This window comes from Streptomyces sp. JW3 (assembly GCF_052216785.1).
Taxonomy (GTDB): domain Bacteria; phylum Actinomycetota; class Actinomycetes; order Streptomycetales; family Streptomycetaceae; genus Streptomyces.
Genome location: NZ_JBQOUX010000032.1, coordinates 1 through 25,172 on the forward strand (window position 1 = coordinate 1; position 25,172 = coordinate 25,172).

General features: G+C 73.6%; 17 protein-coding genes. 9 read left to right on the forward strand and 8 right to left on the reverse strand.

Going from position 1 to position 25,172, the window contains the following annotated elements; translation table 11 throughout:
• Nucleotides 1-4,472, forward strand: a 4,472-nt coding sequence (locus tag ACTT8P_RS15410; protein WP_442832201.1) for an HAD-IC family P-type ATPase, incomplete at its 5' end; no start/stop codon positions are given.
• 19 nt (nt 4,473-4,491) lie between these two features.
• On the opposite strand, the gene ACTT8P_RS15415 is transcribed toward ACTT8P_RS15410, so the two are convergent.
• Nucleotides 4,492-5,349, reverse strand: coding sequence for an oxidoreductase (locus ACTT8P_RS15415; RefSeq protein ID WP_442832202.1), 858 nt, complete (start codon nt 5,347-5,349; stop codon nt 4,492-4,494).
• A 129-nt stretch (nt 5,350-5,478) separates the two neighbouring features.
• On the opposite strand from ACTT8P_RS15415, the gene ACTT8P_RS15420 reads away from it, so the two are divergent.
• Nucleotides 5,479-6,132, forward strand: a complete 654-nt coding sequence (locus ACTT8P_RS15420) for a DNA-binding response regulator (protein WP_442832203.1) — start codon at nt 5,479-5,481, stop codon at nt 6,130-6,132.
• Between the two features lie 29 nt (nt 6,133-6,161).
• On the opposite strand, the gene ACTT8P_RS15425 is transcribed toward ACTT8P_RS15420, so the two are convergent.
• Both ACTT8P_RS15425 and ACTT8P_RS15430 read right to left on the reverse strand, forming a co-directional pair.
• Nucleotides 6,162-7,052: an aminotransferase class IV gene (locus ACTT8P_RS15425; protein WP_442832204.1), complete on the reverse strand. Its 891-nt coding sequence runs from the start codon at nt 7,050-7,052 to the stop codon at nt 6,162-6,164.
• Between the two features lie 51 nt (nt 7,053-7,103).
• Nucleotides 7,104-8,555, reverse strand: coding sequence for an MFS transporter (locus ACTT8P_RS15430; RefSeq protein ID WP_442832205.1), 1,452 nt, complete (start codon nt 8,553-8,555; stop codon nt 7,104-7,106).
• 126 nt (nt 8,556-8,681) lie between these two features.
• On the opposite strand from ACTT8P_RS15430, the gene dusB reads away from it, so the two are divergent.
• A complete protein-coding gene (gene dusB, locus ACTT8P_RS15435; protein ID WP_442832206.1) occupies nt 8,682-9,824 on the forward strand; it encodes a tRNA dihydrouridine synthase DusB in 1,143 nt (380 codons plus the stop codon).
• Here dusB and ACTT8P_RS15440 read toward each other — a convergent pair whose 3' ends face one another.
• Both ACTT8P_RS15440 and ACTT8P_RS15445 read right to left on the reverse strand, forming a co-directional pair.
• On the reverse strand, nt 9,825-11,543 hold the full coding sequence (locus tag ACTT8P_RS15440; RefSeq protein WP_442832207.1) for a CDP-alcohol phosphatidyltransferase: 1,719 nt from the start codon (nt 11,541-11,543) through the stop codon (nt 9,825-9,827).
• A gap of 205 nt (nt 11,544-11,748) precedes the next feature.
• Nucleotides 11,749-13,698 carry an amylo-alpha-1,6-glucosidase gene (locus ACTT8P_RS15445; RefSeq protein ID WP_442832208.1) on the reverse strand — a complete coding sequence of 650 codons (1,950 nt, stop codon included), beginning with the start codon at nt 13,696-13,698 and terminating at the stop codon, nt 11,749-11,751.
• A 160-nt stretch (nt 13,699-13,858) separates the two neighbouring features.
• Between ACTT8P_RS15445 and ACTT8P_RS15450 the strand changes: the two genes are divergently transcribed.
• Both ACTT8P_RS15450 and ppdK read left to right on the forward strand, forming a co-directional pair.
• Nucleotides 13,859-15,079, forward strand: coding sequence for an ROK family protein (locus tag ACTT8P_RS15450; protein WP_442832209.1), 1,221 nt, complete (start codon nt 13,859-13,861; stop codon nt 15,077-15,079).
• Nucleotides 15,080-15,494: 415 nt separating this feature from the next.
• On the forward strand, nt 15,495-18,224 hold the full coding sequence (gene ppdK / locus ACTT8P_RS15455; RefSeq protein WP_442832210.1) for a pyruvate, phosphate dikinase: 2,730 nt from the start codon (nt 15,495-15,497) through the stop codon (nt 18,222-18,224).
• Between the two features lie 460 nt (nt 18,225-18,684).
• On the opposite strand, the gene ACTT8P_RS15460 is transcribed toward ppdK, so the two are convergent.
• A complete protein-coding gene (locus ACTT8P_RS15460) occupies nt 18,685-19,404 on the reverse strand; it encodes a GntR family transcriptional regulator (RefSeq protein WP_442832211.1) in 720 nt (239 codons plus the stop codon).
• 67 nt (nt 19,405-19,471) lie between these two features.
• On the opposite strand from ACTT8P_RS15460, the gene ACTT8P_RS15465 reads away from it, so the two are divergent.
• Together ACTT8P_RS15465 and ACTT8P_RS15470 are read left to right on the forward strand one after the other, a co-directional pair.
• Nucleotides 19,472-20,287 (forward strand): class I SAM-dependent methyltransferase, encoded by an 816-nt coding sequence (locus tag ACTT8P_RS15465; RefSeq protein WP_442832212.1) that lies wholly within the window; start codon nt 19,472-19,474, stop codon nt 20,285-20,287.
• A 166-nt stretch (nt 20,288-20,453) separates the two neighbouring features.
• Nucleotides 20,454-20,918 carry a hypothetical protein gene (locus ACTT8P_RS15470; protein ID WP_442832213.1) on the forward strand — a complete coding sequence of 155 codons (465 nt, stop codon included), beginning with the start codon at nt 20,454-20,456 and terminating at the stop codon, nt 20,916-20,918.
• 60 nt (nt 20,919-20,978) lie between these two features.
• Here the strand turns inward: ACTT8P_RS15470 and ACTT8P_RS15475 are convergent, their stop codons facing one another.
• Entirely contained in the window at nt 20,979-21,506 is a 528-nt protein-coding gene (locus ACTT8P_RS15475) for an excalibur calcium-binding domain-containing protein (RefSeq protein WP_442832214.1), read from the reverse strand.
• Between the two features lie 280 nt (nt 21,507-21,786).
• Between ACTT8P_RS15475 and ACTT8P_RS15480 the strand changes: the two genes are divergently transcribed.
• Together ACTT8P_RS15480 and ACTT8P_RS15485 are read left to right on the forward strand one after the other, a co-directional pair.
• Nucleotides 21,787-23,001, forward strand: coding sequence for a cytochrome P450 (locus tag ACTT8P_RS15480; protein ID WP_442832215.1), 1,215 nt, complete (start codon nt 21,787-21,789; stop codon nt 22,999-23,001).
• A gap of 9 nt (nt 23,002-23,010) precedes the next feature.
• Complete coding sequence (locus ACTT8P_RS15485) at nt 23,011-24,093, forward strand: type III polyketide synthase (RefSeq protein ID WP_442832216.1); 1,083 nt, start codon at nt 23,011-23,013, stop codon at nt 24,091-24,093.
• Here ACTT8P_RS15485 and ACTT8P_RS15490 read toward each other — a convergent pair.
• Nucleotides 24,068-25,012, reverse strand: coding sequence for an SMP-30/gluconolactonase/LRE family protein (locus tag ACTT8P_RS15490; RefSeq protein ID WP_442832217.1), 945 nt, complete (start codon nt 25,010-25,012; stop codon nt 24,068-24,070). The genes ACTT8P_RS15485 and ACTT8P_RS15490 overlap by 26 nt on opposite strands.
• Nucleotides 25,013-25,172: the final 160 nt, after the last annotated feature.

A 25,172-nucleotide genomic window follows, 5' to 3' on the forward strand; every position in this document is an offset into this window, starting at 1 on the left:
GCGTACGGACCGCGGACTTCGCGGCGCGGGCGGCCCGGGTGGCCCGCGCCGCACTGCCGGGCGGCACCGGCGACTGGCGGGCCGGCAACCGCGCCCACCTCGCGCTGCAGCCCGTCGAGACGGCGAAGGCGCGCCGGGCGGGCGGCGTGGAGGCCGCGGCCCGGCGGGTGGCGGCGGCGCTGGCCGCCCATCCGGACGTGGCGCTCGCCTACTGGGACACCGGACTGGCCCGCCTGGTGGTGACTGCCACCGAGGACGCGCTGACCGACCGGGTGGTGGACCGGGCGGCCGAGCTGGCCGAGGAGCACGGGCTCACCCGTGCCGACCCGGTGGAGGAACTGTCCCACCCCGGCGACCCCACCTCCGTGCGGGTCGCCGCGGCCGCGCTCGGCGCCGACGCGCTGGGCGTCGCCGCCGGGTTCACCGCCGCCGCGCTGCGGCTGCCGCCCTCGCCCCGGCTGGTGACGGCCGTGACCACCCTGCTGCGCGAGAACCCCGCCTTCCGGGCCTGGCTGCGCGACCGGCTCGGCGCCACCCGCATGGACGTGGTGCTCGCCGCCGCCAACGCCGCCGTGCACGGCGCGGGCCAGAGCCCGGCCTCGTTGGTCCTGGACGGGGCGCTGCGCGCCTGCCAGTTGGCGGAGGCGGTGGCCCGTACGGCCACCTTCGAGGTGGTCCACGACCGGCTGTGCGCGCCGGAGCGCGGCGGGCTGTCCGGCGACCCGGCGGCCCGCCCGCCGCTGCGTTCCTCGCCCGCCCAGGACTACGCCGCGCACGCCTCCACCGGGAGCGTGGCGGGCGCGCTGGCCACCCTGCTGGTCAAGCACGAGCTGAGCGAGGCGGCCGAGGCGGTGCTGGCGGGGTCGCCGAAGGCCGCCCGGTACGGGCCCGCCGCCTTCCACGCCGTGCTCAGCGGCGCGCTGTCCCGCACCGGTGTGCTGGTGCGCGACCCGGAGCGGCTGCGGCAGTTGGAGATGGCCGGCACGGTCGTGCTGCACCCGAGCGCGCTGCGGCGGCCCGGCGAGGGCGCGGATCCGTGGACCGAGGACGTGCTGGACGCGGCCCGCCGGGCCGGACTGCGGGTGGTGATGGTGCAGGACCCGGCGCTGGCCGACTTCACCGGCCTCGCCGACCAGGTCGTCGGCGCGGACCGGCCGCTGTGCGAGGTGGTCGGCGAACTGCGCGCCGAGGACGGCGGGGTCATCACCGTCGTACGCCCGGCGGATGACGACGGCGAGGTGCTCGCCGGGCTGCTCGGCGGGGACGTGGCCGTGGCCCTCGCGGACGGGGACGGGCCGGTCGCCTGGGGCGCGGACGTGCTGGCACCGCACGGGCTGGCCGATGTCTGGCGGCTGCTGCGGGCGGTGCCGGCGGCCCGCGGGGTCGGTCGGCGCGCCCAGGTGCTGGCCCGGTCCGGGGCCGCGCTGTCCGGGCTGCTGGTGGCGGTGGGGGAGACCCGGCGCGGGCGCGGGTCGCCGTTGCTGCCGGGACTGCGGCACGCGCCCGTCGACGCGAGTGCGGCGGCGGCGCTGGTGTCGGGGGTGCGCGCCGCGCTCACCGTGGCGGCGGCCCGCGCGCCCCGCCCCCGGCCCCGGGTGGCCTGGCACGAACTGGACGCCGAGGACGTACGGGAGCGGCTGGCCGGGCAGCGGGAGCCGGAGCCGTCGGCGGTGGAGCAACTCACCGCGCGGGTGCGGGCGGTGTCCCGCCGGGCGGCGCGTACGCCGGTGCTCGCGCCGGTCGCCTGGACGGTGCAGCTGGCCGGGGCGGTGCGGGGCGAGCTGGACGATCCGCTGACCCCGGTGCTCGCGGTCGGGTCGGCCGCCGAGGCGATTCTCGGGTCGGTGCTGGACGCCGCGCTGGTGGTCGGCGCGCTCGATCTGAACGCGCTGGTCGGCGGGTTGCAGCGGCTGCGCGCCGAACGGGCGCTGGCCGGGCTGCTCGCCCAGCAGAAGCAGAAGGCGCGGGTGACGACCGAGGAGGACGACGACGGTCCGGAACCGGCCGGCCGGGTGGTGGACGCGGCCAGGCTGCGCCCTGGCGAGATCATCGCGCTGAACACCGACGACGTGGTGCCCGCCGACGCCCGGCTGCTGTGGCAGGACGGTCTGGAGGTCGACGAGTCGGCGCTGACCGGTGAGTCGCTGCCGGTGGACAAGTGCCTGGACCCGACGCCGCACGCGCCGGTCGCCGAGCGGCACTGCATGGTCTTCGAGGGCACCACCGTGGTCGCCGGACGGGCCCGGGCCGTCGTGGTCGACACGGGGGAGCGTACGGAGGCGGCCCGCGCCGTCTCGCTGGCCTCGCGCACGCCCGCCGCCGCGGGTGTCCAGGCCCGGCTCCAGGAGCTGACCGGCAAGGCGCTGCCGCTGACCCTGGCCGGCGGGGCCGCGGTGACCGGGCTGTCGCTGCTGCGCGGCACGCCGATCCGGCAGGCGGTCAGCGGCGGGGTGTCGGTGGCGGTGGCCGCCGTTCCCGAGGGCCTGCCGCTGGTGGCGACGGTCGCGCAGCTCGCGGCGGCCCGGCGGCTCGGGCGGCGCGGCGTCCTGGTCCGCACCCCGCGCACACTGGAGGCGCTGGGCCGGATGGACACCGTCTGCTTCGACAAGACCGGCACCCTCACCGAGAACCGGCTGCGGCTGGTCCGGGTCGCGGACGCGGGGGGCGGTGTGCACCGCGCCGGGGGGCCGGACGCGGCGGGCGGCAAGGGCGCGGGCAAGGGTGAGGGAGCGGGCTCGGCTGCGGACCCGGACGCGGTGGACCCGGACGCGATGGACCCGGACGCGGTGGATACGGACGCGATGGACCCGGACGCGATGGACCCGGACGCGGTGGATACGGATGCGCCGGGTGCGGGTGCGGGTGCGGGTGCGGGTGCGGGTGCGGGTGCGGCAGGGGCGCCGGCCCGTACCGGCTTCGCCGCCGAAGCCGCCGAAGCCGCCGAAGCCGCCGAAGCCGCCGAGACCGTACGGATCGCCGCTCGGGCCTGTCCCCGGCTGAACGGTGACGGGACCCGGCCCACCCACGCCACCGACGAGGCCGTGCTCGACGCAGCCGGGGACGATCCGGCGTGGGAGCAGCTCGAGGGGCTGCCGTTCGAGACCTCGCGCGGTTACGCCGCCGCGGTCGGCCGGGCCGGGGACGGGACGCCCGTACTGGTGGTCAAGGGCGCCCCCGAGACCGTGCTGCCGGCCTGCCCCCGGCTGCCGGACCACGCGCACGACAGCGCCCACGACCTGGCCGGCGCCGGACTGCGCGTCCTCGCCGTCGCGCACCGCCCGTTGACGGAGGGCGAGGACCCGGCCGCCGTGCTCGAACGCCCCTTGGACGAGCTGGACCTGCGCTTCACCGGGCTGCTCGGCCTGTCCGACGTGGCCCGCGAGACGTCCCCGGCGCTGGTGCGGGGGCTGCGCGCGGCGGGCGTACGACCGGTGGTGCTGACCGGCGACCATCCAGGGACCGCCCGCGCGATCGCCGCCGAGCTGGGCTGGCCCGAGGACGCCACGGTGGTCACCGGCGACGAACTCGCCGCCGCCGACCGCCGGGGCCGGTCCCGGCTGCTGCGCGACGCCGATGTGGTGGCCCGCGTCGCACCCGAGCAGAAACTCCAGGTCGTCGAGTCGCTGCGGGACGCCGGGCGGGTCGTCGGCATGGTCGGCGACGGCGCCAACGACGCCGCCGCGATCCGGGCCGCCGACATCGGCGTCGGCATCAACGCCCGCGGCTCGGCCGCCGCCCGTAACGCCGCCGACCTGGTGGTCACTGGCGACGACCTGCTGGTCCTGGTGGAGGCGGTGCGCGAGGGCCGCGCTCTGTGGCACAGCGTCGCCGACGCCATCGCCATCCTGATCGGCGGCAACGCCGGCGAGGTCGGCTTCGGCATCCTCGGCACCGTGCTCGGCGGCGCGGCACCGCTGTCCACCCGGCAGATGCTGCTGGTCAACCTCTTCACCGACCTGTTCCCGGCGATGGCGGTGGCGGTGACGGAGACCGGCGACCCGGAACAGCAGGACGCCGACGCGGGCGCGCCGCTCGGTACGGCGGTCCTGGGCGAACCCCTGATCCGGCAGATCCGGCACCGGGCCCTGACCACGGCGCTGGGCGCGACGGTGGCCTGGCTGCTGGGCCGGTTCACGCCGGGCACCCGGCGCCGCTCGACCACGATGGCGCTGTGCGCGGTGGTCGGCACCCAGCTCGCCCAGACCCTGGCCGACCGGCGCGGCAGCCGCCTGGTGCAGCTGACCTCGCTCGGCTCGGCCGCCGCGCTGGTCGCCCTCGTCCAGATGCCGGTCGCCAGCCACCTCTTCGGCTGCACTCCGCTCGGACCGCTGGCCTGGGCGGGCGTGGCCCTGGCCATCACCGCCGCGCTGGCCGGACAGCGGGCGCTGCCGCGGGTGGAGGCGGCGGTGCTGCGGGTGTGGCCGCAGGTGGCCGAGCGGCTGCCGGGGTTCGCCCGGCCCGCCCGGACCTAGGCTCAGCCGAGGTCGGCGCTCAGCCGAGGTCGGCGAGGTCCTCCTCGGTGAGGGTGATGGCGCCGGCCGCGACGTTCTCCTCCAGGTGGGCGACGGAACCCGTGCCCGGGATGGCGAGGGTGACGGGCGAGGACGCCAGCAGCCAGGCCAGCCCGATCTGCGGCACCGTGGCGCCGTGCCGGTCGGCGACCTTGGCGAGCCGGTCGTCGGCGAGGTCGTCCCGGCCGCCGCCCAGCGGGAAGTACGGCACGAAGGCGATGCCGGCCGCCTCGCAGGCGCGCAGCAGCGCCACGTCGTCGCGCTTGGCGGCGTGGAAGTAGTTCTGCACGGCCGTGACCGGGGCGATCGCGCGGGCCTCGGCGAGATGCCCGGTGTCGATGTGGCTCAGCCCGAGGTGGCGGATCAGGCCCTCCTCGCGCAGCGCGGCCAGCGCCTCGAAGCGGGCGGCGACGGACTCGCCGTGCGGCGGCGGCGCCATGCCCCCGATCCGCAGGTAGACCAGGTCGAGGCGGTCCAGGCCGAGGGCTTCGAGGTTCTCCTCGACCAGGGCGCGCAGGCCCGCCGGGTCGGTGATCGCCTCCGCCCCTCCGCCGGGGGTGCGCACCGGGCCGACCTTGGCGGCGATGACCAGGCCGTCCGGGTAGGGGTGCAGGGCCTCGCGGATCAGGTCGTTGGCGCGCACGGAGCCGTCGCCGCTGGTGTAGAAGGCGGCGGTGTCGATGTGGTCGACGCCCAGCTCGACCGCGCGGCGCAGCACGGCCCGGCCGGTCTCCGGGTCGCGGGCCGGGCCCAGGAAGGTGTTCGTGGCCAGGCGCATCGCGCCGAAGCCCATCCGGTTGATGCGGAGGTCGCCACCGAGGCGGAAGTCGTTGCTCATGGGTCCAGCCTCGGCGGCGGCCGGTCCGGACGCGAGGCCGTGGCCACTTGCTGCCAGCGGACGGGCCGAACTCCGTGGCCAGCGGACGGGCCGAACGCCGTGGCGGGGGGAGCGGTGCAAGATGGAGGGGTGGCAGAAACGATGACCATCCGCGGTGATCTCGAGTTCCTGGCCCGCGCCGGGCACCTGTTCTCCTCCGTGCGCGAGGAGTTCGTCTGCGCCGCCGTGGACCTGCGCACCTGGCCGCGGCCCGACGCCGGCCGGTCCGCCCGCGCCCGGGTGCGGGCCAGCGGCGTACAGCACGTACGCAAGCTGATGAGCCCCCTCGCGCTGGCCGACGAGCCCGGCCGCGCGCATCTGCGCGAGATGGCCGAGGCGGGCGCCCGGGTGCGGATCGCCGCGGGCGCCCTCCCGCACGAGACGATCATCATCGACCACCGGTACGCCATCCTCGCCGGACCGGCCGACCCGCAGGGCCGTGAGTACACGGTGACCACCGCGCCGGCCCTGGTCGGCGGGGTCTACACACTGTTCGAGGCGGTCTGGGAGGCGGCCACCGACCTCGGCACGTTCCTGCGCGCCGAGCGGCCCCGGCTCGACACCGCGAGCCGGACGATCCTGCGCGCCCTGGGCTCGGGCGCCACCGACGAGAGCGCCGCCCGCGAACTCGGCATGTCCCTGCGCACCTACCGCCGCCGGGTCGCCGACCTCCTCACCGCCCTCGACGCGGGCTCCCGCTTCCAGGCCGGGCTGCGGGCGGGCGAGCTGGGCCTGAAGGGGTGAGGAAGCCCTGTAACACGCCCAACTAACCCCTACAGCTCCTCGCCCGGCACGGACGAATAGACCTCCCGCAGCGCGCTCAGTACCGGGTGCTCCACCGCCAGGGGCGTGTCGTCGACGGCCGCGAGGGCCCGGACGCCGACCGAGGTGTTGGTGGCGAAGGCGGCCCGCATGCCCTTGGCCTCGGCGAGGGTCACCGGGGCGACCACGTACTCGGTGCGTTCCCGCAGCAGCGCGGCGGTCACCCCGGGCAGCACCGGGCCGCGCGGCCAGACGACGGTGCCGCCCGCGTCGACGAACCCCACGTTCCAGGTGCCGCCCTCGGTGACCCGGCCGTCGGCGCCGACGAACAGGGCGTCGTCGAAGCCCCGGAGCCGGGCCGTGCGGCGGGCGTGCAGGGCGCCGAAGAGACCGCAGTGCTTGACCTCCGGCAGGTCACGTTCGTACCGCACGCTCATCGCGGTCAGCGGCGGTGGGGACAGCTCGCCGGCGGGGCGTACGGTCACCATGATCCGTGGCGCGGTGGCCCGCTCGGGCCGGACCAGGTCCACCGCCGGGTCGAAATGCGTGACGCGCACGGTACAGGGCCCGCCCGCCCTGCCCGGCGTACTCGCCCCGTCCGCCCCGTCCGCCCTGCCCGGCGTACTCGCCCCGTCCGCCCTGCCCGACGCACTCGCCCCGTCCGTTCCGCCCGCCCCGTTCCGGCCGTCCAGCGCCGCGCGGATCAGCTCGCGGACGCGCCCGGTGTCCACGGGTACGCCGAACACCGCCTCGCTGTCCCGCACCAGCCGTTCCAGGTGCAGGGACAGGCCCCGGACGCGGCGCTCGGCGTCGACCCGGAGCGTGGTGAAGTGTCCGTACGAGGTGAGCGCCAGCGGGAGCAGGTCCTCGGCCGTGGCGGGCGGTTGGTGCACTCGTGCCATGCCGGCCAGCATGGCAGCCGGGCGCCGCCGGCTGCTCGGCGGCCGGGTTCGTCACACCCCCGCGCGGACCGTCTCGCGGGCCTCCGGTCCGGTGGCCGCCAGCCGTTCCGCCGCCCGCTGCGCGCTGCCGCGCGCCCAGCGGCCCGTCGTCACTCCGCCGAGCACCAGCACCGCGAAGCCGCACGCGGTCAGGATCCACCAGCCGGGCCGGGCGGCCGAGACGAAGGTGGCCGCGTACGCCGATCCGCTCACGCCCGCGGCCAGCACCGCGCCGACCACCGCCACGCCGAGGGTCTGGCCGAGCTGCCGGCTGGTGGAGGCGACGGCGGCGGCCACCCCGGCCTGGGCGCGGGGCATGCCGGAGACGGCGGTGTTGGTGATGGGGGCGTTGACGAAGCCGAAGCCGACGCCGAACAGGACGTAGCCGAGGAAGAGGGTGACGTCGGACGTCTCCGCCTCGAAGGCGGCGAACAGCACCCCGCTCACCGTCATGGCGCCGCCCGCGACCAGCAGCGAGAGCCGCGGCCCCCGGCTGGCCACCAGCCGCCCGGACAGCGGTGCGCACAGGAAGGTCGGCACCGCCATCGGCAGCATCCACAGGCCGGCGTGCAGGGCGTCGAGCCCGCGCACGTTCTGGAGGTACAGCGTGGACAGGAACAGGAAGCCGCCGAGCGAGGCGAACGCACCGATCGCTATCAGCGTCGCCCCGCTGAACGGCGCCGAGCGGAAGAACCGCAGGTCGATGAGGGGTTCGCGGCGGCGCGGCTCATAGGCGAGCAGCCCGGCCAGCGCCAGCACGGCGACGATCGCGTAGGGCAGCACGGCCGCGAACCCGGCGTTCGGCGCCTCGATGATCGCGTACGTCAGCGAGCCGAACAGCGCGATCACCAGCACCTGGCCCAGCGGGTCGGGACGGCGCGCCTTGGGCGCCCGGGACTCGGGGATGAAGCGCAGGGTGAGCAGCAGGGCGGCGAGGCCCACCGGCAGGTTGATCCAGAAGATCGCGCGCCAGCCGACCGACTCCACCAGTACTCCGCCGACCAGCGGCCCGGCGGCCATCGAGATGCCGACGACGGCGCCCCAGACGCCGATCGCGCGGGCCCGTTCGCGTGGGTCGGTGAAGGTGTTGGTGATGATCGACATGGCCACCGGGTTGAGCATCGAACCGCCCACCGCCTGCACCATCCGGAACGCCACCAGCGAGGACAGGTCGGGGGCGAGGGAGCACAGCACCGAGCCGATGGTGAAGATCACCAGGCCGGCCATGAACACCTTCTTGCGGCCGATCCGGTCGGCCGTCGACCCGGCGAGCATCAGCAGCGCGGCGAGGACGAGGGTGTAGGCGTCGACCGCCCACTGGAGACCGGAGGTACTCGCGTCCAGGTCCCGTTGCATGGCGGGCAGGGCGACGTTCAGGACCGTGTTGTCGATGCTCACGATCAGCAGGCTCATGCAGCAGATCGCGAGCACGAGCATGCGGCGGCGGTGGGTCGGCTCGGGCATGGTGCCATCGTACGCCGATTTCGATAGTGTGGCTAACTAATGAGTTTTGCCATTTCATTGCCCATCTCCTTGCCCATCTCCTTGCTCATTTCATTGCCCGGCTTCGTCGCACGGCACAATGGAGGAATGTCCACGCCCGGCCCCGCGCCTCTCCAGATCGGTCCGCACACCGTCCAGCCGCCCGTCGTCCTCGCCCCGATGGCCGGGATCACGAACGCGCCCTTCCGCACCCTGTGCCGGGAGTTCAGCGCAGGCAAGGGCCTGTTCGTCAGCGAGATGATCACCACCCGGGCGCTGGTCGAACGCAACGAGAAGACCATGCAGCTGATCCACTTCGACCCGGCCGAGCAGCCGCGCTCGATCCAGTTGTACGGCGTCGACCCGGCCACCGTCGGCAAGGCGGTCCGCATGATCGTGGACGAGGACCTGGCCGACCACATCGACCTGAACTTCGGCTGCCCGGTCCCGAAGGTGACCCGCAAGGGCGGCGGCTCGGCGCTCCCGTTCAAGCGCCCCCTGCTGCGCGCGATCCTGCGCGAGGCCGTCACCGCCGCCGGTGACCTGCCCGTCACCATCAAGATGCGCAAGGGCATCGACGACGACCACCTCACCTACCTCGACGCCGGCCGGATCGCCGTCGAGGAGGGCGTCACGGCGGTCGCCCTGCACGGCCGTACCACCGCCCAGCACTACGGCGGCACCGCCGACTGGGAGGCCATCGCCCGGCTGAAGGAGGCCGTCCCGGAGATCCCGGTGCTCGGCAACGGCGACATCTGGTCGGCCGAGGACGCGCTGCGGATGGTCCGCGAGACCGGCTGCGACGGGGTCGTGGTCGGGCGCGGCTGCCTGGGCCGGCCGTGGCTGTTCGCGGACCTGGTGGCCGCCTTCGAGGGCCGCGCCGACCGCGCCCGCCCCACCCTCGGCCTGGTCGCCGACGCGATGGTCCGGCACGCCACCCTGCTCGGCGAGTGGATCGGCGACGAGGCCCGCGGTGTGATCGACTTCCGCAAGCACGTCGCCTGGTACCTCAAGGGCTTCGCGGTCGGCTCCGAGATGCGGGGGCGACTCGCGATCACCTCCACCCTGGCCGACCTGCGCGCCGGACTCGACGAACTCGACCTCACCCAGCCCTGGCCCACCGGCGCCGACGGCCCCCGCGGCCGCACCTCCGGCAACAACCGCGTCGCCCTCCCGGACGGCTGGCTCAAGGACCCGTACGACTGCGCGGGCCTCGGCGCGGACGCGGAACTGGACACCTCCGGCGGCTGATCAGCCCGTCGCGGGGACGGAACCGTACGCCGTCAGGAACCGGTCCCGGAAGGCGCTCATCTTCCACACCGGGGTGTCCGCGCCCGGTTTCAGGCCCTCCGCCCAGCCCCAGTCGTCGATCGCGGCCAGCACCTTCGGGTCCTTGGCGACGATCGAGACCGGCACGTCCCGGCTGGCGTTCTGGCCGCTGACCCGGGCGATGGGCTGGTGGTCGCCGAGGAAGACCAGGACGGTGTCGTCGGTGCCGTACCGCTCCAGCCACTGGGTGAGACTGGTGACCGAGTACTGGATGGAGCGGCCGTACGCCCGCTTGGAGCGGGTGGTGTCGGCGACCACGTCGGACGGTTTCTCGCCCGCCTCCTCGATCGGCCCGAAGATCCGTCCGTCGCCCAGTTCGTCCCAGCCGACCATGCCGGGCACCGGTGCCCACGGCTGGTGACTGGAGGTCAGGACGATCTCCGCCATCAGCGGCCGGTCGCGCTCGCGGCCGTGCTCCAGGCGCTGGAACGCCTCCAGGGCGTACTGGTCCGGCATCGTCGACCAGCTGAACTTCGGCCCCCGATAACCCAGCTGGAACGCGTTGTAGACCTTGTCCAGGCCGAAGAAGCCCGCCTCCGGCCAGCCCTTCTGCACGCCCGGCATGATCCCGACGGTGTCCCACGCGCCGGTCTTCTCGAACACCTCGGTGAGGGCGAGCCGGTCGCTGGAGGTCACCGTCCGGTAGCGTTGCTGGTTGTCGACCCACAGGCCGGACAGGAACGTGGAGTGGCCGAGCCAGCTGCTGCCGCCGTACGTCGCCGACGTCAGCCAGCCGCTCTTCGCGTGAAACCCCGCCTTCGCCAGCTCCGCGGTGCTCGCGTCCAGCGTCCGGTCGACGCCGGGCGCGATCAGCGGGTCCTCCACGGCACTGCGGCCGTAGCTCTCGATGAAGGTGAACAGCACGTCCTTGCCGCGCAGGTCCGGCACCAGCTGCCCGCCCGGGGTGGCGCCGAAGGCGTCGCTCTCGGTCTCCTTCCGGAACGCCGCCTCGTCCCGGACGGTGTCCAGCACCCGCCGGGCCTGCTGCTCCAGCGCCCCACTGGCCCGGTCGGAGGCGAGCGGCAGCCCGAACAGCTGGAGGCCGAGCGCCGAGCAGGTGATCCACACCGTGGCGGCCACCAGCGCGCCCCGCCGCGCCCGCTCCCGGTGCGCGGCCAGCACCTCGCCGAGCCGCACCACCGCCAGGGCCATGACCACCGGCAGCAGCACGGCGAGGGCGACGGCGCCGGCCGTGGCCCAGCCGGCGGTGGCCCCGCCCAGCGAGTCCGCGACGTACGACCGCGCGTCGTCCAGCAGACCCCAGTCCAGGACGAGGTTGAAACCCCGGCCCAGGTACTCCCGGAACCCGATGTCGAGCACATTCAGCACGGTCAGCGCGCCGAGCAGGGCACCGCCCAGCGCCGCCACCGCGCGGCGGGCCCGGCGCTCCAGCGCGAGCAGCAGCACGGCGCCGACGATCGCCTCCGCCGGGATGCGGGTGAAGCGGCCCGGCCGCAGCGCGGCGAGCGTGTTCGGCAGCAGCAGCGCCCCGAGGACCAGGAGCAGGGCCAGCACGGTCACCGACCGGCGCACCCCGACGGCCGTCCCCGGGTGCCGGGTGGGCCAGGCCCGCCAGTGGCCGAGGCGCGAGCGCGCGGCACCGAGCGGCGCCGCCTGCGCGAACCGCGTGAAGACAGACACCCGGGGATTCCCTCCGACGACACCGGTCCGGTGACGGACCCGGCGTGGGGGCCCCGGGTCCGCCGCACCTCAGTACGGGGAACCGGCCGCCTGCGTTCACACCGGCGCCTGGGCACCTGGTTGCCCAACCCCCGAACCCCTGGTTGCCCAACCCCCGAACCCCCGAACCCCCGAACCCCCGAGCCCCCGACCACCCGCCCCGGAATCAAGCCCCGCCCACGGCGGTGAGCAGCGCCAGTGGTGTCGCCGCCGCCCGGGATTCGCGGACACACGCGTGCGGATACGGCACCGGTTCCGGATGGGTCTCCCGTCCGTACCCGGCCAGCACCTCCGGCAGCCGGTGGCCGACCGCCGTCGCCGCGTCGACCATGCCGTGCGCCACCGTCCGCGCCTCGTCGTGCAGCCCGTAGCGGGCCAGACCGAGCGCGATCAGCGCGTTGTCGTGCGGCCACACCGATCCCCGGTGGTACGACAGCGGGTGGTACGCCGGCTGTCCGGCGGCCAGCGTCCGCACCCCCCACCCGGAGAAGAAGTCGGGTTCCAGCAGCCGCCGTCCGACCAGCTCCCCGTACTCCTTGTCCAGCAGCCCCGACCACAGCAGATGCCCGGCGTCCGAGGCCAGCGCGTCCACCCGGCGCCCCTCGCCGTCCAGCGCGAGGGCGGGGAAGGAGTGCTCCGGCATCCAGAAGTCCCGCTGGAAGCGGTCGCGCAGATCACCGGCCGCCTGTTCAAGCAGCGCCGCGTACTTCTCGTCCGCCCACACCGTGCGGGCCAGCCACGCCGTGCGGCGCAGCGCGTCGTACGCGTATCCCTGAGCGCCGGCCGCCGCGAGAGCGCCGGTCGGCCGGGTGCCGTCGGCGTGGCAGACCGCGCCGGGGGAGTCCTTCCAGTTCTGGTTGGCCAGACCGCCCCGGTCGGCGCGGTAGACCAGGTAGCCGCGCGAGGTCAGCCCGCCGTGGTCCAGCATCCAGCCGATCGCGGCCCGCGCGTGCGGCTGAAGGCGCCGGGCGGTCGCCGCGTCCCCGGTCTGCTCCACGTACGCGCCGAGCAGCACCAGGAACAGCGGTGTGGCGTCCACCGAGCCGTAGTACCGCCCGTACGGCACCTGCCCGAAGTGCGCCAGCTCGCCGTGCCGTACCTCGTGCACGATCTTGCCGGGCCGGGCCACGCCCGGGTCGGTGCCGGAGGCGGTGCGCGCGGTCGCCTGGGTCGCGGCGAGCGCGGCCAGCGTGGCGGCGGCCGGCCGGGCCCGGTAGGGCAGCGTGAACAGGGAGGTCAGCAGCGCGTCGCGGCCCAGCAGGGTCAGGAACCAGGGGGCGCCGCCGGCCGGGACGCGCAGTTCCTCGCCGTCCGGGCCCCTCGCCGGGACCTGGAGCGTGGCCAGGTCCGCCAGGCCCCGCGCGCAGGCCGCCGCCAGCTCCGGCCAGCCGGTCGGGAAGGCCACCCCCCGGGCGAGCGCGTCCTCCTCGGCGAGCAGCCGCTCGACCGCGGCGGCGGGGGAGCGCGGCACCCGCACCGCCCGCCGGTGCCCGTGCGGCCGGGCCACCACCCGCAGCACCAGCTCCGCCGTGCCGTGCGGTGCCAGGTCGAGGGTCCACACCAGCCGCCGGGCCCCGGTCCCGGTCTCCTCCACCGCGTCCGGCGCCGGTTCGGAGGTCACCGTGGTGACGGACCGCCACTCGCCGCGCCGGTAGCCGAACTCCACGCCGTGCGGCAGGACTTCGCGGGAGCGGGTGGCGCCGGGCTTGGCGTAGGTGCGGTGGTCGGCGCGGAGTTCGAACTGGTCGGCGAAGTCGGCGTCGGCGGTGAGCGCGAGATGGATCGCCGCGGGCCCCGGGCGGTTGCTGGTCACCCGTAACGTCTCGACGAACGAGCCGTCCCCGACGGCCTGTTCGCGAAAGAGCGTGTACGCCGGCGGCTCGTCGCGGCCGCCGCGCGGCACCAGCACGCAGCGGGCGCTGTCCCCGCCCGCGACGGGGGTGAGGACCTCCGGCACGGCGCCGTCGACGGTGAGCTGCCACCGGCTGAGATGCCGCGCGTCCCGGACGAACAGGCCGTCCGGCGCACCGCCGCCGCGTACCCCGCTGATGTCCCCGTGGTCACCCACGGCCGCGAACGTGCCGCCGTACACGAGCAGATGATGCCGTTCCGTCATCCCCGGTCCCCTCCCTGGTGGCCGCCATACTGAAGCCAGGGGTGCGTGAAGGACAGCCGAGCCGCCGGTGACGACCGACGGTGACCACCCTTTAGTTACGTCTATTTAACACGCATAACTCACTATGTAATGCAAGGTTGGGAAACACAAGGGGGTGCGCATGACGGAACGGCCCGTCAAGACCGGCCAGGCCAGCGCCGGCGATCTGCTCGATCTGGTGCGCAGCGGCCGGGCCACCACCCGCGGCGCGCTCCAGCAGGCCACCGGCCTGTCCCGGGCCACCGTCGGCCAGCGCCTGGACCGGCTGTTCCGCGCGGGCTGGCTGCGCGAGGGCGCGGGCGGCCCGGTCGACTCCCCGCTGGGCGGGCGCCCCTCCATCACCCTGGAGTTCGACGACGACCACGCCGTCGTCCTCGCCGCCGACCTGGACACCCGCCATGCCCGCGCCGCGCTGCTCACCCTGACCGGCGAGCTCATCGTCGAGCGCGGCGGCGTCCTGGTCGTCGAGGACGGCCCCGAGGCGGTCCTCGGCGAACTGGGCCGCTGGTTCGCCGAGCTGCTGGAGAAGGCCGGGCACGGCATCGACGAGGTGTGCGGCATCGGCCTGGCGGTACCGGGGCCGGTCGAGCGCGACACCGGCCGGGTGGTGCAGCCGCCGATCATGCCGGGCTGGGACGGGTACGACATCCGGGGCCGGCTGGCCCGCGCCGTCGCCGAGCACACCGGTCCGCCGGCCGCCTCCGTGCCCGTACTGGTGGACAACGACGCCAACCTCATGGCCTACGCCGAGCAGCGCGCCGCGCACCCGGACGCCTCGGCGTTCGTGCTGGTCAAGGTGTCGACCGGGATCGGCGCCGGGGTCGTGGTGGACGGCCACATCTTCCGCGGCACGGACGGCGGGGCCGGGGACATCGGCCACATCCGGGTCCCGGAGGGCACCCAGGCGCGGTGCCGGTGCGGTTCGTACGGCTGTCTGGCGGCCGTCGCCAGCGGGGGCGCGGTGGCCCGACGGCTGACCGCGGCCGGCGTACCGGCGGAGTCCGGCTCGGACGTGCGCAAGCTGCTGGCGGGCGGCCACCCGGAGGCGGTCGCGCTGGCCCGGGAGGCGGGACGGCTGGTCGGCGACGTCCTGGCGACCGTCGTCACCCTGCTCAACCCCGGGGTGCTGATGATCGCCGGAGATCTGGCCGGAACCCCCTTCCTCACCGGCGTGCGGGAACTGCTCTACCAGCGGGCGCTGCCGCGCTCCACGGCCCGCCTCGAGGTGGTCACCTCCCGGCTCGGCGAGCGGGCCGGACTGATCGGGGCGGGCGCGCTGGTGGTGGAGCACCTGTACGCGGCGGAACGGGTGGAGGAGCGGTTGCGGACGCTCGGGGTCTGACGCGGGTGACGGGCGTGTTTCCGTCCCGGGACGGCGTCCGCATGGTGAAATCCGGGCCGCTGTGGCAGCGTGATTCTCGCCACCCTTGATAAGGGTCACGCTCAGATGAGCGGATCATGCGCGACTGCACTTCTCCAAAATGTGGCACTCAGTGCCACCCCTTGATCGTTCATCGATCGAACTCAATCGAAGATTAAGGCGCTCAGGTGAGCGCTCGGCGGGGCTGGCATGACTTCCTGTGTTCAAGAAGTGAAAACAGGAACTGCCGGTCGCTTGCCAAGCCTTGACTTTCGATCCACTGGCGGACGAGTGGTTACGGGCTTATGACGGGCAAGTGGACGTACCCAGACGCCTTCGATCTGGGTACATTCCTCGCCGTCAGGGCAGCCACCGCGTCCTCGAGGAGTCGAGACCCGTGTCGGAAAACAAAGATCCCCAGGATCCCCAGGTAGCGAAGTTCGTTTACGACTTCACCGAGGGCAACAAGGACCTCAAGGACCTGCTCGGTGGCAAGGGCGCCAACCTCGCCGAGATGACCAACCTGGGCCTCCCGGTCCCGCCCGGCTTCACCATTACCACCGAAGCCTGCAAGACCTACCTGGACAGCGGCGCGGAACCGGCGGCACTGCGTGACGAGGTGAGCGCGCACCTCGACGCCCTCGAAGCGACGATGGGCAAGAAGCTCGGCCAGCCCGACAACCCGCTGCTGGTCTCGGTCCGCTCGGGCGCCAAGTTCTCCATGCCCGGCATGATGGACACGGTCCTCAACATCGGGCTCTCCGACAAGTCCGTGCAGGGCCTGGCCGCGCAGGCCGGCGACGAGCGGTTCGCCTGGGACTCCTACCGCCGCCTCATCCAGATGTTCGGCAAGACCGTCCTCGGCGTCGACGGCGACCTCTTCGAGGAGGCGCTGGAGAAGGCGAAGACCGCCAAGAAGGTCACGGTCGACACCGAGCTGGAGGCGGCCGACCTGAAGAAGCTGGTCACCTCCTTCAAGAAGATCGTGAAGAAGGAGGCCGGCCGGGACTTCCCGCAGGACCCGCGCGAGCAGATGGACCTCGCCATCCACGCGGTCTTCGACTCCTGGAACACCGACCGCGCCAAGCTCTACCGCCGCCAGGAGCGCATCCCGCACGACCTGGGCACGGCGGTCAACGTCTGCTCGATGGTCTTCGGCAACCTGGGCCCCGACTCCGGCACCGGCGTCGCCTTCACCCGCGACCCCGCCTCCGGCCACCAGGGCGTCTACGGCGACTACCTCCAGAACGCCCAGGGCGAGGACGTGGTCGCGGGCATCCGCAACACGGTCCCGCTGGCCGAGCTGGAGCGGATCGACAAGAAGTCCTACGACCAGCTGATGCAGATCATGGAGACGCTGGAGAACCACTACAAGGACCTCTGCGACATCGAGTTCACCATCGAGCGCGGCCAGCTGTGGATGCTCCAGACCCGGGTCGGCAAGCGCACCGCCGGCGCCGCGTTCCGGATCGCCACCCAGCTCGTCGACCAGGGCCTGATCGACGAGGCCGAGGCGCTCACCCGGGTCAACGGCGCCCAGCTCGCCCAGCTGATGTTCCCCCGCTTCGACGACACCGCCAAGGTCGAGCAGGTCGGCCGGGGCATCGCGGCCTCGCCGGGCGCGGCGGTCGGCAAGGCGGTCTTCGACTCGTACACCGCCGTCAAGTGGTCCCGCTCGGGCGAGAAGGTCATCCTGATCCGCCGCGAGACCAACCCCGACGACCTGGACGGCATGATCGCCGCCGAGGGCATTCTGACCTCGCGCGGCGGCAAGACCTCCCACGCGGCCGTGGTCGCGCGCGGCATGGGCAAGACCTGTGTCTGCGGCGCGGAGGAGCTGGAGGTCGACACCAAGCGCCGCCGGATGACGGTCCCCGGCGGGCACGTGGTGGAAGAGGGCGACGTCGTCTCCATCGACGGCTCGTCCGGCAAGGTCTACCTGGGCGAGGTCCCGGTCGTCCCCTCCCCGGTCGTCGAGTACTTCGAGGGCCGGATGCACGCGGGCGCCGAGGACGCCGACGAACTGGTCGAGGCGGTGCACCGCATCATGGCCTTCGCGGACCGCAAGCGCCGGCTCCGGGTCCGCGCCAACGCCGACAACGCGGAGGACGCGCTGCGGGCGAGGAGGTTCGGCGCCCAGGGCATCGGCCTGTGCCGCACCGAGCACATGTTCCTCGGCGACCGCCGCGGACTGGTCGAGCGCCTGATCCTGGCCGACACGGAGGCCGAGCGGGAGGAGTCCCTGAAGGAACTCCTCCCGCTCCAGAAGCGGGACTTCGTCGAGCTCTTCGAGGCGATGGACGGCCTTCCGGTCACCATCCGCCTGCTGGACCCGCCGCTGCACGAGTTCCTCCCCGACATCACGGAACTCTCGGTCCGGGTGGCGCTCGCCGAGTCCCGGCAGGAACCCCACGAGAACGAACTCCGCCTGCTCCAGGCCGTGCACCGGCTGCACGAGCAGAACCCGATGCTGGGCCTGCGCGGGGTGCGGCTGGGCCTGGTCATCCCTGGCCTGTTCACCATGCAGGTCCGGGCCATCGCCGAGGCCGCCGCCGAACGCAAGGCGGCCAAGGGCGACCCGCGCGCCGAGATCATGATCCCGCTGGTCGGCACGGTCCAGGAGCTGGAGATCGTCCGGGAGGAGGCCGACAAGGTCATCGCCGAGGTCGAGGCGGCCTCGGGGGCCCGGTTGAAGCTCGCCATCGGCACGATGATCGAACTCCCGCGCGCCGCGCTGACCGCCGGGCAGATCGCGGAGTGCGCGGAGTTCTTCTCCTTCGGCACGAACGACCTGACCCAGACGGTGTGGGGCTTCAGCCGCGACGACGTCGAGGCGTCGTTCTTCACCGCCTACCTGGAGAAGGGCATCTTCGGCGTCTCCCCCTTCGAGACGATCGACAAGGACGGCGTCGGCTCGCTGGTCGCCGCCGCCGCGAAGGCCGGCCGGGAGACTCGTCCGGACCTGAAGCTCGGCGTCTGCGGCGAGCACGGCGGCGACCCGGAGTCCGTCCACTTCTTCCACGAGGTGGGCCTGGACTACGTCTCCTGCTCCCCGTTCCGCATCCCGGTCGCCCGCCTGGAAGCGGGCCGCGCGTCGGTCCAGTCAACGGGCAGCGACCACCGCTAGCCCCGGCCGCGACCCCGGTCCGCCGCCGGTCACCCGACCACCCTCACCGACCGACGGCGACACCGGTTCCCGGGGGAGGGACGGCACCCTTGTGCGGGGGTGCCGTCCCTTCGGCCACGGGGCTGTGCCGCTCAGGGAGACATCGCCCGCCCGGCCCGGCACGACGGGCATCGGCAGGGCGGGTATCCGTCGCCCAGCGGCACCGGACCCTTCTCGGCGAGGACACTGACGGTGCCCCGATCGGCGGTTACGGTGCCGTCCCTGGTCACCCGGTAGACCCGCAAGGTCATCTTGACCTCGGGTTCCGGAGGGGTTGTAGCGTTCACGACGTTGACGCTCCTCTGCGGCGTTGGCCATGCCCCGGGGCCGTCGCGAGCGGTCGCCGGGGTCTGTGCTGTGGCGGCACCGCTGAGGAGACTGGACCGGTGGACCAGTCCAGTCAAGAGCCGCGCCGGATTCCTCACCCCATCGGGTACCGCTCGACCAGCTCGAAGACATGCGACGCCGTCACGCCCTCCTCGCACACCAGCGGCCGCTGCTCCTGGTCGTACGCCACATGCAGCACGACGGCCACGGCCGCGGGCCCCGCCACTTCCAGCAGCCGGGCCTCGTCGGCGTCGGCCAGCCGGACCGTGGTGCGATCCACGCCCGCCACCGGAAAGCGCCCCGTCTCGCGGCGCACGTAATGCGTGGTGCCCTCCGCGATCGGCCCCTTCCCGGCCAGCCGCGGCGCGGCGTCCGCGACCGCCGGCGGGAACCACGCCGTCACCAGACTGTGCGGGGAACCGTCGTCGAGCAGCACCAGGCGGCCCCTGCGCAGCGCCCGCTCTCCCGGCGTGAGCCGCAGGGCATCGGCGACGCGCGAGGGCGGCACCGTACGGTCCGGGACACCGAGGCGCCGGTACGGACCTGCGCCGCCGACCCGGTCGGACCCCGCCCGGCGACCGCCCGCGGGCCGGGCGACCGGCGTCTCCACCACCGTGAACCCGGCACCCTGCCGGGCCACGACCAGACCGTCCCGGACCAACATGTCGTACGCCTTGACCACGGTCGCCCGTGAGACGCCCCACCGCTCGGCCAGGTCACGGCCGGACGGCAGGTGCTCACCCGGCCCGAACTCGTCGTTCGCGATCCGGGTGCGCAGGTCCTCGGCGATTCGCTCGTACTTCAGCAGGGGCATGGGAGCCGCTTCCGTTCACTGTTCACTGCACTGGACTGGTCCACCTGGGAACCACCAGAATGCCCGCATGACGAGCCCAGAGGTAGCGCCGGAGATCGTGAGGTTCTACGCCGAGACCGTCGACGAGGCGGACCGGCTGACCACGACGGCCGACGGGCGCCTGGAAATGGTGCGGACCCAGGAGTTGCTGCGCCGCTTCCTCCCCGAACCGCCCGCCCGGCTGCTGGACGTCGGCGGCGGCCCCGGCGCTCACGCCCGGTGGCTCGTGCGGGACGGCTACTCAGTCCACCTCGTCGACCCCGTTCCCCGCCACCTCGAACAGGCGGCGCGGACCGGCGCCACGGTCGAACAGGGAGACGCCCGCCGCCTCACCGCCGAAGACGCGTCCTACGACGTCGTCCTCATGCTGGGACCCCTCTACCACCTGCTCGACCGCGCCGACCGCGACCAGGCCCTGGCCGAGGCGCACCGCGTCCTGAGGCCGGGCGGCCTGCTGGCGGCGGCCGGCATCAACCGGTACGCCTCCCTGTTCGAACACGCCGCCTTCGCGCACCTGCACGAGGAGGCGATGCGCGAGAGCATCGGTACTGTCCTCGACCGGCAGATCCACGACGGGAAGCGGGCGTTCACCGCCGCGTACTTCCACCGGGGCGAGGAACTGCGCGACGAGGTGGCGGCGGCCGGCTTCACCGACGCCGAGGTCTTCGGCGTCGAAGGCCCGGCCTGGTCCATGCTGGCGGCGGCGGAGCGCAACACCGGCGAGTCGTTCCGGGACAGCGCACTGTTCGAGTCGGCACTGACGGCGGCGCGGATGGCCGAGCCGTACCCGGAACTGCTGGCGGCCAGTTCCCATGTGCTGGCGATCGGCCACCGGGCGGCGTGACCACGCGGACGGGGCGCGCCCCCGGTGGTGGGGCCGTTGCCCGTGCGCCGGGTGCGCATCGGTGATCCGTCCCCCACACGGATGGCTCGCCCCCGTCCCCCGGCTGTCGTCGGTGGGTGCGGGCAGCCTCCTCCAGTCCGTACAAGTACGCCTGGAGGAAACCGCCTTGAGCGCTCCCGCACCCAACTCGTTCCGGATCACCACCGCCCCCGACCTCGTCTACGGGGTGTGGGACGACAAGCGGTTCGAGACCAAGTCGGCCGACTGGACGCAGGTGCCCGGCGCCGAGGTCCATCTCATGCTCGGCCAGGGCTGGCCGTCCCAGGGGGCCCAGTTCGTCGCGACGTTCAGCGCCGAGGCCCTGTGCTCCGACAACGACGACGACGGCCAGGGCGTGCTCCAGGCCACCGTGTTCTTCGGCGACGAGCAGGGCGAACCGGTCAGCACCAACCACCGGTTCGCCACCGCCCGGGGCAAGCCGGAGTGGTCGAGCCACACCCTGATCCGGACCGTGCGGTTCGAGCCCGACACCGCCGAGCGGGATGTCTCCGCCCGGGTCAAGCTGAAGCTGAACGGGGCCGAGGGCGGGGTGCAGAACTGGTTCCTGAAGATCGAGCGGTTCAGCCTCTGAGGTCTCTGAGGTCTCTGAGGTCTCTGAGGTCTCTAAGGTCTTTGAGGTCTCTGGAGGACGTCACTCGCAGCCGACCCCGTCCCCGTCCCGGTCCAGATGCGACCCGTAGCCGGGGTCGCCCGCGTGGACGGGGGCGGCACCCGCGGCCCGGGCGGCGTCGCAGTTCTGGTAGTAGACGGAGCCGCCGCCGGTGTCCGTGGCGTCGTCGTCGGTGTCCGCGACGGCCGCCTCCTGAGTCACCGTCTTCGTGACGGTGACCTTGACCCTGACCGTCTCCTTGGCCGTCACCGTCTCCGCCGGCCCGGGGTCTGCCGTGGCCGTCGCGGTCGCCGTTTTCGTCACGGTGGCCGTCGGTGCCGCCGCGGCGGCCGTGGTCTTCGTGTCGCCGTCCTCGCTGTCACCGCCACTGCCTATGCCGACCCCGATGAACAGGGCCAGCGCGAGCGCGGGCAGCACGTACCGCTTCCGGGCCCACTTGGGGGCGGGCCCGGAAGCGGGCGGCGGCTGGGGCGCGCCGGGATACGGCTGATAGGGCTGGGGTGGCTGGTACGGCTGGTACGGCTGGTGTGGCTGGTACGGGCTGGTCATCGGTCCCCCTGAGTGGTTGCTTGAGGGAACGACCGTACGGCGAGTGCCCGGAGTTGTGGAGGCTATGTGACGAAGGCGTGATGTATCCGTGTCGTCAGTGGCGGCCGTTTCCGCCCACTCCACTCCAAGAGCTGGTCGCGCCGTGCAATCTGCAGCCCATGCGCCAAGTACACCCTTAAGAGCGGTTTATCGCTTAATGAGGTGTTCGCCGGTGGTGGCGGGTATCGCCCCGTCAGGTCCGCGATTCGGCGGGCCGCGCGCTGAAGGGGGGATCACCGCGATGACTGCCGCGGAGACCGAAACCGAAAGGTCGTGCCCGTTCCGGCACGACGACGCTCTGGAACCCGACCCGTACCTGACCCGGATGCGTACCGAGGCCCCCGTGGCCCGGGTCCGCATGCCGTACGGGACGGGCGACTGCTGGCTGGTGACCCGCTACGCGGACGTGCAGACGGTGACCTCGGACCGGCGGTTCAGCCGGGCCGCGCTGGCCGGCCGGGACTTCCCGCGGATCACCCCGGAGCCGATCGCCCAGTCCGAGGCGATCAACCTGATGGACCCGCCCGCGCTCAACCGGGTGCGCCGCCTGGTCGTCAAGGCCTTCACCACGCCCCGGGTCGAGGCACTGCGCCCGTGGACCCAGCGGACCACGGACGCGCTGCTGGACACGATGGCCGAGCACGGCCCGCCGGCCGACCTCGTCGCCCATCTCGCCGACCAGCTGCCGCTGATGACCATCAGCCAGCTGATGGACGTCCCGGAGGCGGACCGGCCGCGGCTGCGCGGCTGGGCGATGGCGATGATGTCGATGAGCGCCGCCGACCGCTCCTCGGCACTGGAGGCGAAGGCCGCGCTGCGCGCCTACTTCACCGAGCTGACCGCCGCCCGGCGCCGCGACCCGGGCGACGACCTGATCAGCTCGATGGCCACCGCCCGCATCGGCGACGAGACGCTGGACCAGGACGAACTGGCCGTCCTCGCCATGCTCCTGCTGGTCACCGGCCACGACACCACCACCTACGACATCTGCAACAGCGTCTACACGCTGCTCACCCACCCCGGTCACCTCGCCCGGCTCCGGGCCCGCCCCGACCTCCTCCACCAGGCCCTGGAGGAACTGCTCCGCTTCATCCCGTTCCGCCAGGGCGTCGGCATCCCCAGGGTCGCCCTGGAGGACGTGGAGCTCGGCGGCCAGCTCATCCGGGCCGGCGACACCGTGCACGTGTCGTACCTGACCGCCAACCGCGACGGCCTGGTGTACGACCGGCCCGACGAGCTGGACTTCGACCGGGAGGCACCGGCCGGGCACATGGCCTTCGGCTACGGCAGCCACCACTGCCTCGGCTCCCACCTGGCGCGGATGGTTCTCCAGGTGGCCATCGGCAGCCTCCTCACCCGGTTCCCCGGGCTGCGGCTGGCGGTGCCCGCGGCCGAGGTGCGGTGGAACACCGTGTCGATCTGGCGCTATCCGCTCGCCCTCCCGGTGACCTGGTAGGGCCCGGTCGTGGCCACACTGTGCAGGCCGGCCATCGCCGTGCCCGAGCATGTCATCACCCGCGCGCAGACCCTCGACCTGGCCAGGGAACTGCACGCCGACCACCCACAGCTGAAACTGGCGCTGCGCCTGATCGCCAACACCGGGGTGCGCACCCGGCACCTGGTGCAGCCCATCGAGGAGACGCTGCGCCACCCCGGCTTCACCGCGCGCAACGCCCGCTACGAGGCGGAGGCCAAGGCCCGGGTCCCGGAGGCCGCCCTGCGGGCGCTGACCCACGCCGAACTCACGCCCCGCGACATCGACATGATCATCTACGTGTCGTGCACGGGCTTCATGATGCCGTCGATGACCGCCTGGCTCATCAACACGATGGGCTTTCGGCCCGAGACCCGGCAACTGCCGATCGCCCAGCTCGGCTGCGCCGCGGGCGGCGCCGCCATCAACCGCGCCCACGACTTCTGCACCGCCTATCCCGAGGCCAACGTGCTGATCCTGTGCTGCGAGTTCTGCTCGCTGTGCTACCAGCCGACCGACCTGGCGGTGGGCAACCTGCTCTCCAACGGCCTGTTCGGCGACGCCATCGCCGCCGCGGTGGTCCGGGGCCGGGGCGGCACGGGCGTACGCCTGGACCACAACGGCTCGCACCTGGTGCCCGGCACCGAGCGCTGGATCTCCTACGGCGTCCGGGACACCGGCTTCCACTTCATGCTCGACAAGCGGGTGCCCGGCACCATGGCCGACCTCGCGCCCGCCCTGCGCGCCCTGACCGAGCTGCGCGACTGGGACATCTCCCGGCTCGGCTTCTACATCATCCACGCGGGCGGGCCCAGGATCCTGGACGACCTGGGCAAGCACCTGGACCTGCCGCCGCAGATGTTCCGCTACAGCCGGGCCACCCTCACCGAACGCGGCAACATCGCCAGCGCCGTCGTCTTCGACGCCCTGGAGCGCCTCTTCACCGACGGCGGCGCCGACCAGGCGGCCCAGGGCATCATCGCGGGCTTCGGCCCCGGCATCACCGCCGAGATCACCCTCGGCACGTGGAGCGGCGCCGAGGAACTGGTCAGAGCGGCACCGCCACCCCGGTGAACGTGGTCCCCGGGGTCTGCGGGCTGGTGAAGCGGGCGTTGACCAGGTACAGCCGGTCACCGAAACGGGCGGCGGTGGTGGGCACGTCGAAGCGGGGGTCGGTAATCGTGCGGCGCAGGGTGGCCGTCGTGACCTTGGCGTTCAGCTCCCAGACGCTGATCAGGTTCAGGCGGTTCTGTACGACGTACAGGGTGCGGCCGATGCGCAGCAGGCCGTCGCCGTTTGCGACGTCGGCCGCGCCGGACAGCGTGATGCGGCGGGCGGCGCCGGTGCGCAGACCGACGTGGTACAGCTCGCCCGGGGTGCTCTTGACGACGATCAGACCGGTGCCGTCGGGCGAACCGACGATCCCGTTGGCGTTGTTGACGTCCGGGAGCTGCTGCCAGTCGCCGGTCAGCGGCAGCACCCGGACCTCGTCGGGCCGGCCGCGCGGGACGCCGTACAGGACCGCCTCGCGCGAGTCGGTGAACCAGGCGCGGTCGCCGAGCAGGATCACGTCGTTGATGAAGTGGCCGGTGGCGGAGGTGAGTTGGTGGGTCCGGAGTACGTCCCCGGTGCGGGCGTCGATGATCCGGGCCGTGCCGCCGCCGCCTCCGGCGACGTAGAGCAGGCCGTCGCGGTCGAGCTTGAGCCCGATGGAGGCGAGGCCGGTGGCGCCGGCGTACAGGACCTCGCCCCGGCCGGTGCGCAGGTCGGTCCGGTAGACGCCGCCGTGCGCGCGGGAGCCCTGGTAGGCGTAGGGCCGGGCGCCGATGGTGATGCCCTCGGGGAGCCAGCCGTCGGGCAGCGGGAACTCGGTGGGCCAGGGGGCCCGCGGGGCGGCCTGGGCCGGACCGGTGCCGGCGGCCACCGCGAGGGCGGCGACGGCGGCCCCGCCGAGCAGCGCGCGGCGGGACGGGCGGGCGGACGGGTCGGTCATGATGCGCCTCCGGAACGTGAGCGACGTGCGGAGCATGAGCGGACGTGCGGAACGCGAGCGCACCCAGTCAAGCGTGGTGCCCGCGCGAACTCGACGGGCCGCCCGAACCCGACAGCGAACCGACAGCCGCCCCCACCCGCCTGCACCGCCCCGGCGCACC

Bases quoted from the DNA above. Each gene is read 5' to 3' on its own strand.
- ACTT8P_RS15415 (WP_442832202.1), bottom strand. From the start codon at position 5,349: ATGAGCAACGACTTCCGCCTCGGTGGCGACCTCCGCATCAACCGGATG.
- ACTT8P_RS15425 (WP_442832204.1), bottom strand. From the start codon at position 7,052: ATGGCACGAGTGCACCAACCGCCCGCCACGGCCGAGGACCTGCTCCCG.
- ACTT8P_RS15430 (WP_442832205.1), bottom strand. From the start codon at position 8,555: ATGCCCGAGCCGACCCACCGCCGCCGCATGCTCGTGCTCGCGATCTGC.
- dusB (WP_442832206.1), top strand. From the start codon at position 8,682: ATGTCCACGCCCGGCCCCGCGCCTCTCCAGATCGGTCCGCACACCGTC.
- ACTT8P_RS15445 (WP_442832208.1), bottom strand. From the start codon at position 13,698: ATGACGGAACGGCATCATCTGCTCGTGTACGGCGGCACGTTCGCGGCC.
- ACTT8P_RS15450 (WP_442832209.1), top strand. From the start codon at position 13,859: ATGACGGAACGGCCCGTCAAGACCGGCCAGGCCAGCGCCGGCGATCTG.
- ACTT8P_RS15460 (WP_442832211.1), bottom strand. From the start codon at position 19,404: ATGCCCCTGCTGAAGTACGAGCGAATCGCCGAGGACCTGCGCACCCGG.
- ACTT8P_RS15465 (WP_442832212.1), top strand. From the start codon at position 19,472: ATGACGAGCCCAGAGGTAGCGCCGGAGATCGTGAGGTTCTACGCCGAG.
- ACTT8P_RS15475 (WP_442832214.1), bottom strand. From the start codon at position 21,506: ATGACCAGCCCGTACCAGCCACACCAGCCGTACCAGCCGTACCAGCCA.
- ACTT8P_RS15480 (WP_442832215.1), top strand. From the start codon at position 21,787: ATGACTGCCGCGGAGACCGAAACCGAAAGGTCGTGCCCGTTCCGGCAC.
- ACTT8P_RS15490 (WP_442832217.1), bottom strand. From the start codon at position 25,012: ATGACCGACCCGTCCGCCCGCCCGTCCCGCCGCGCGCTGCTCGGCGGG.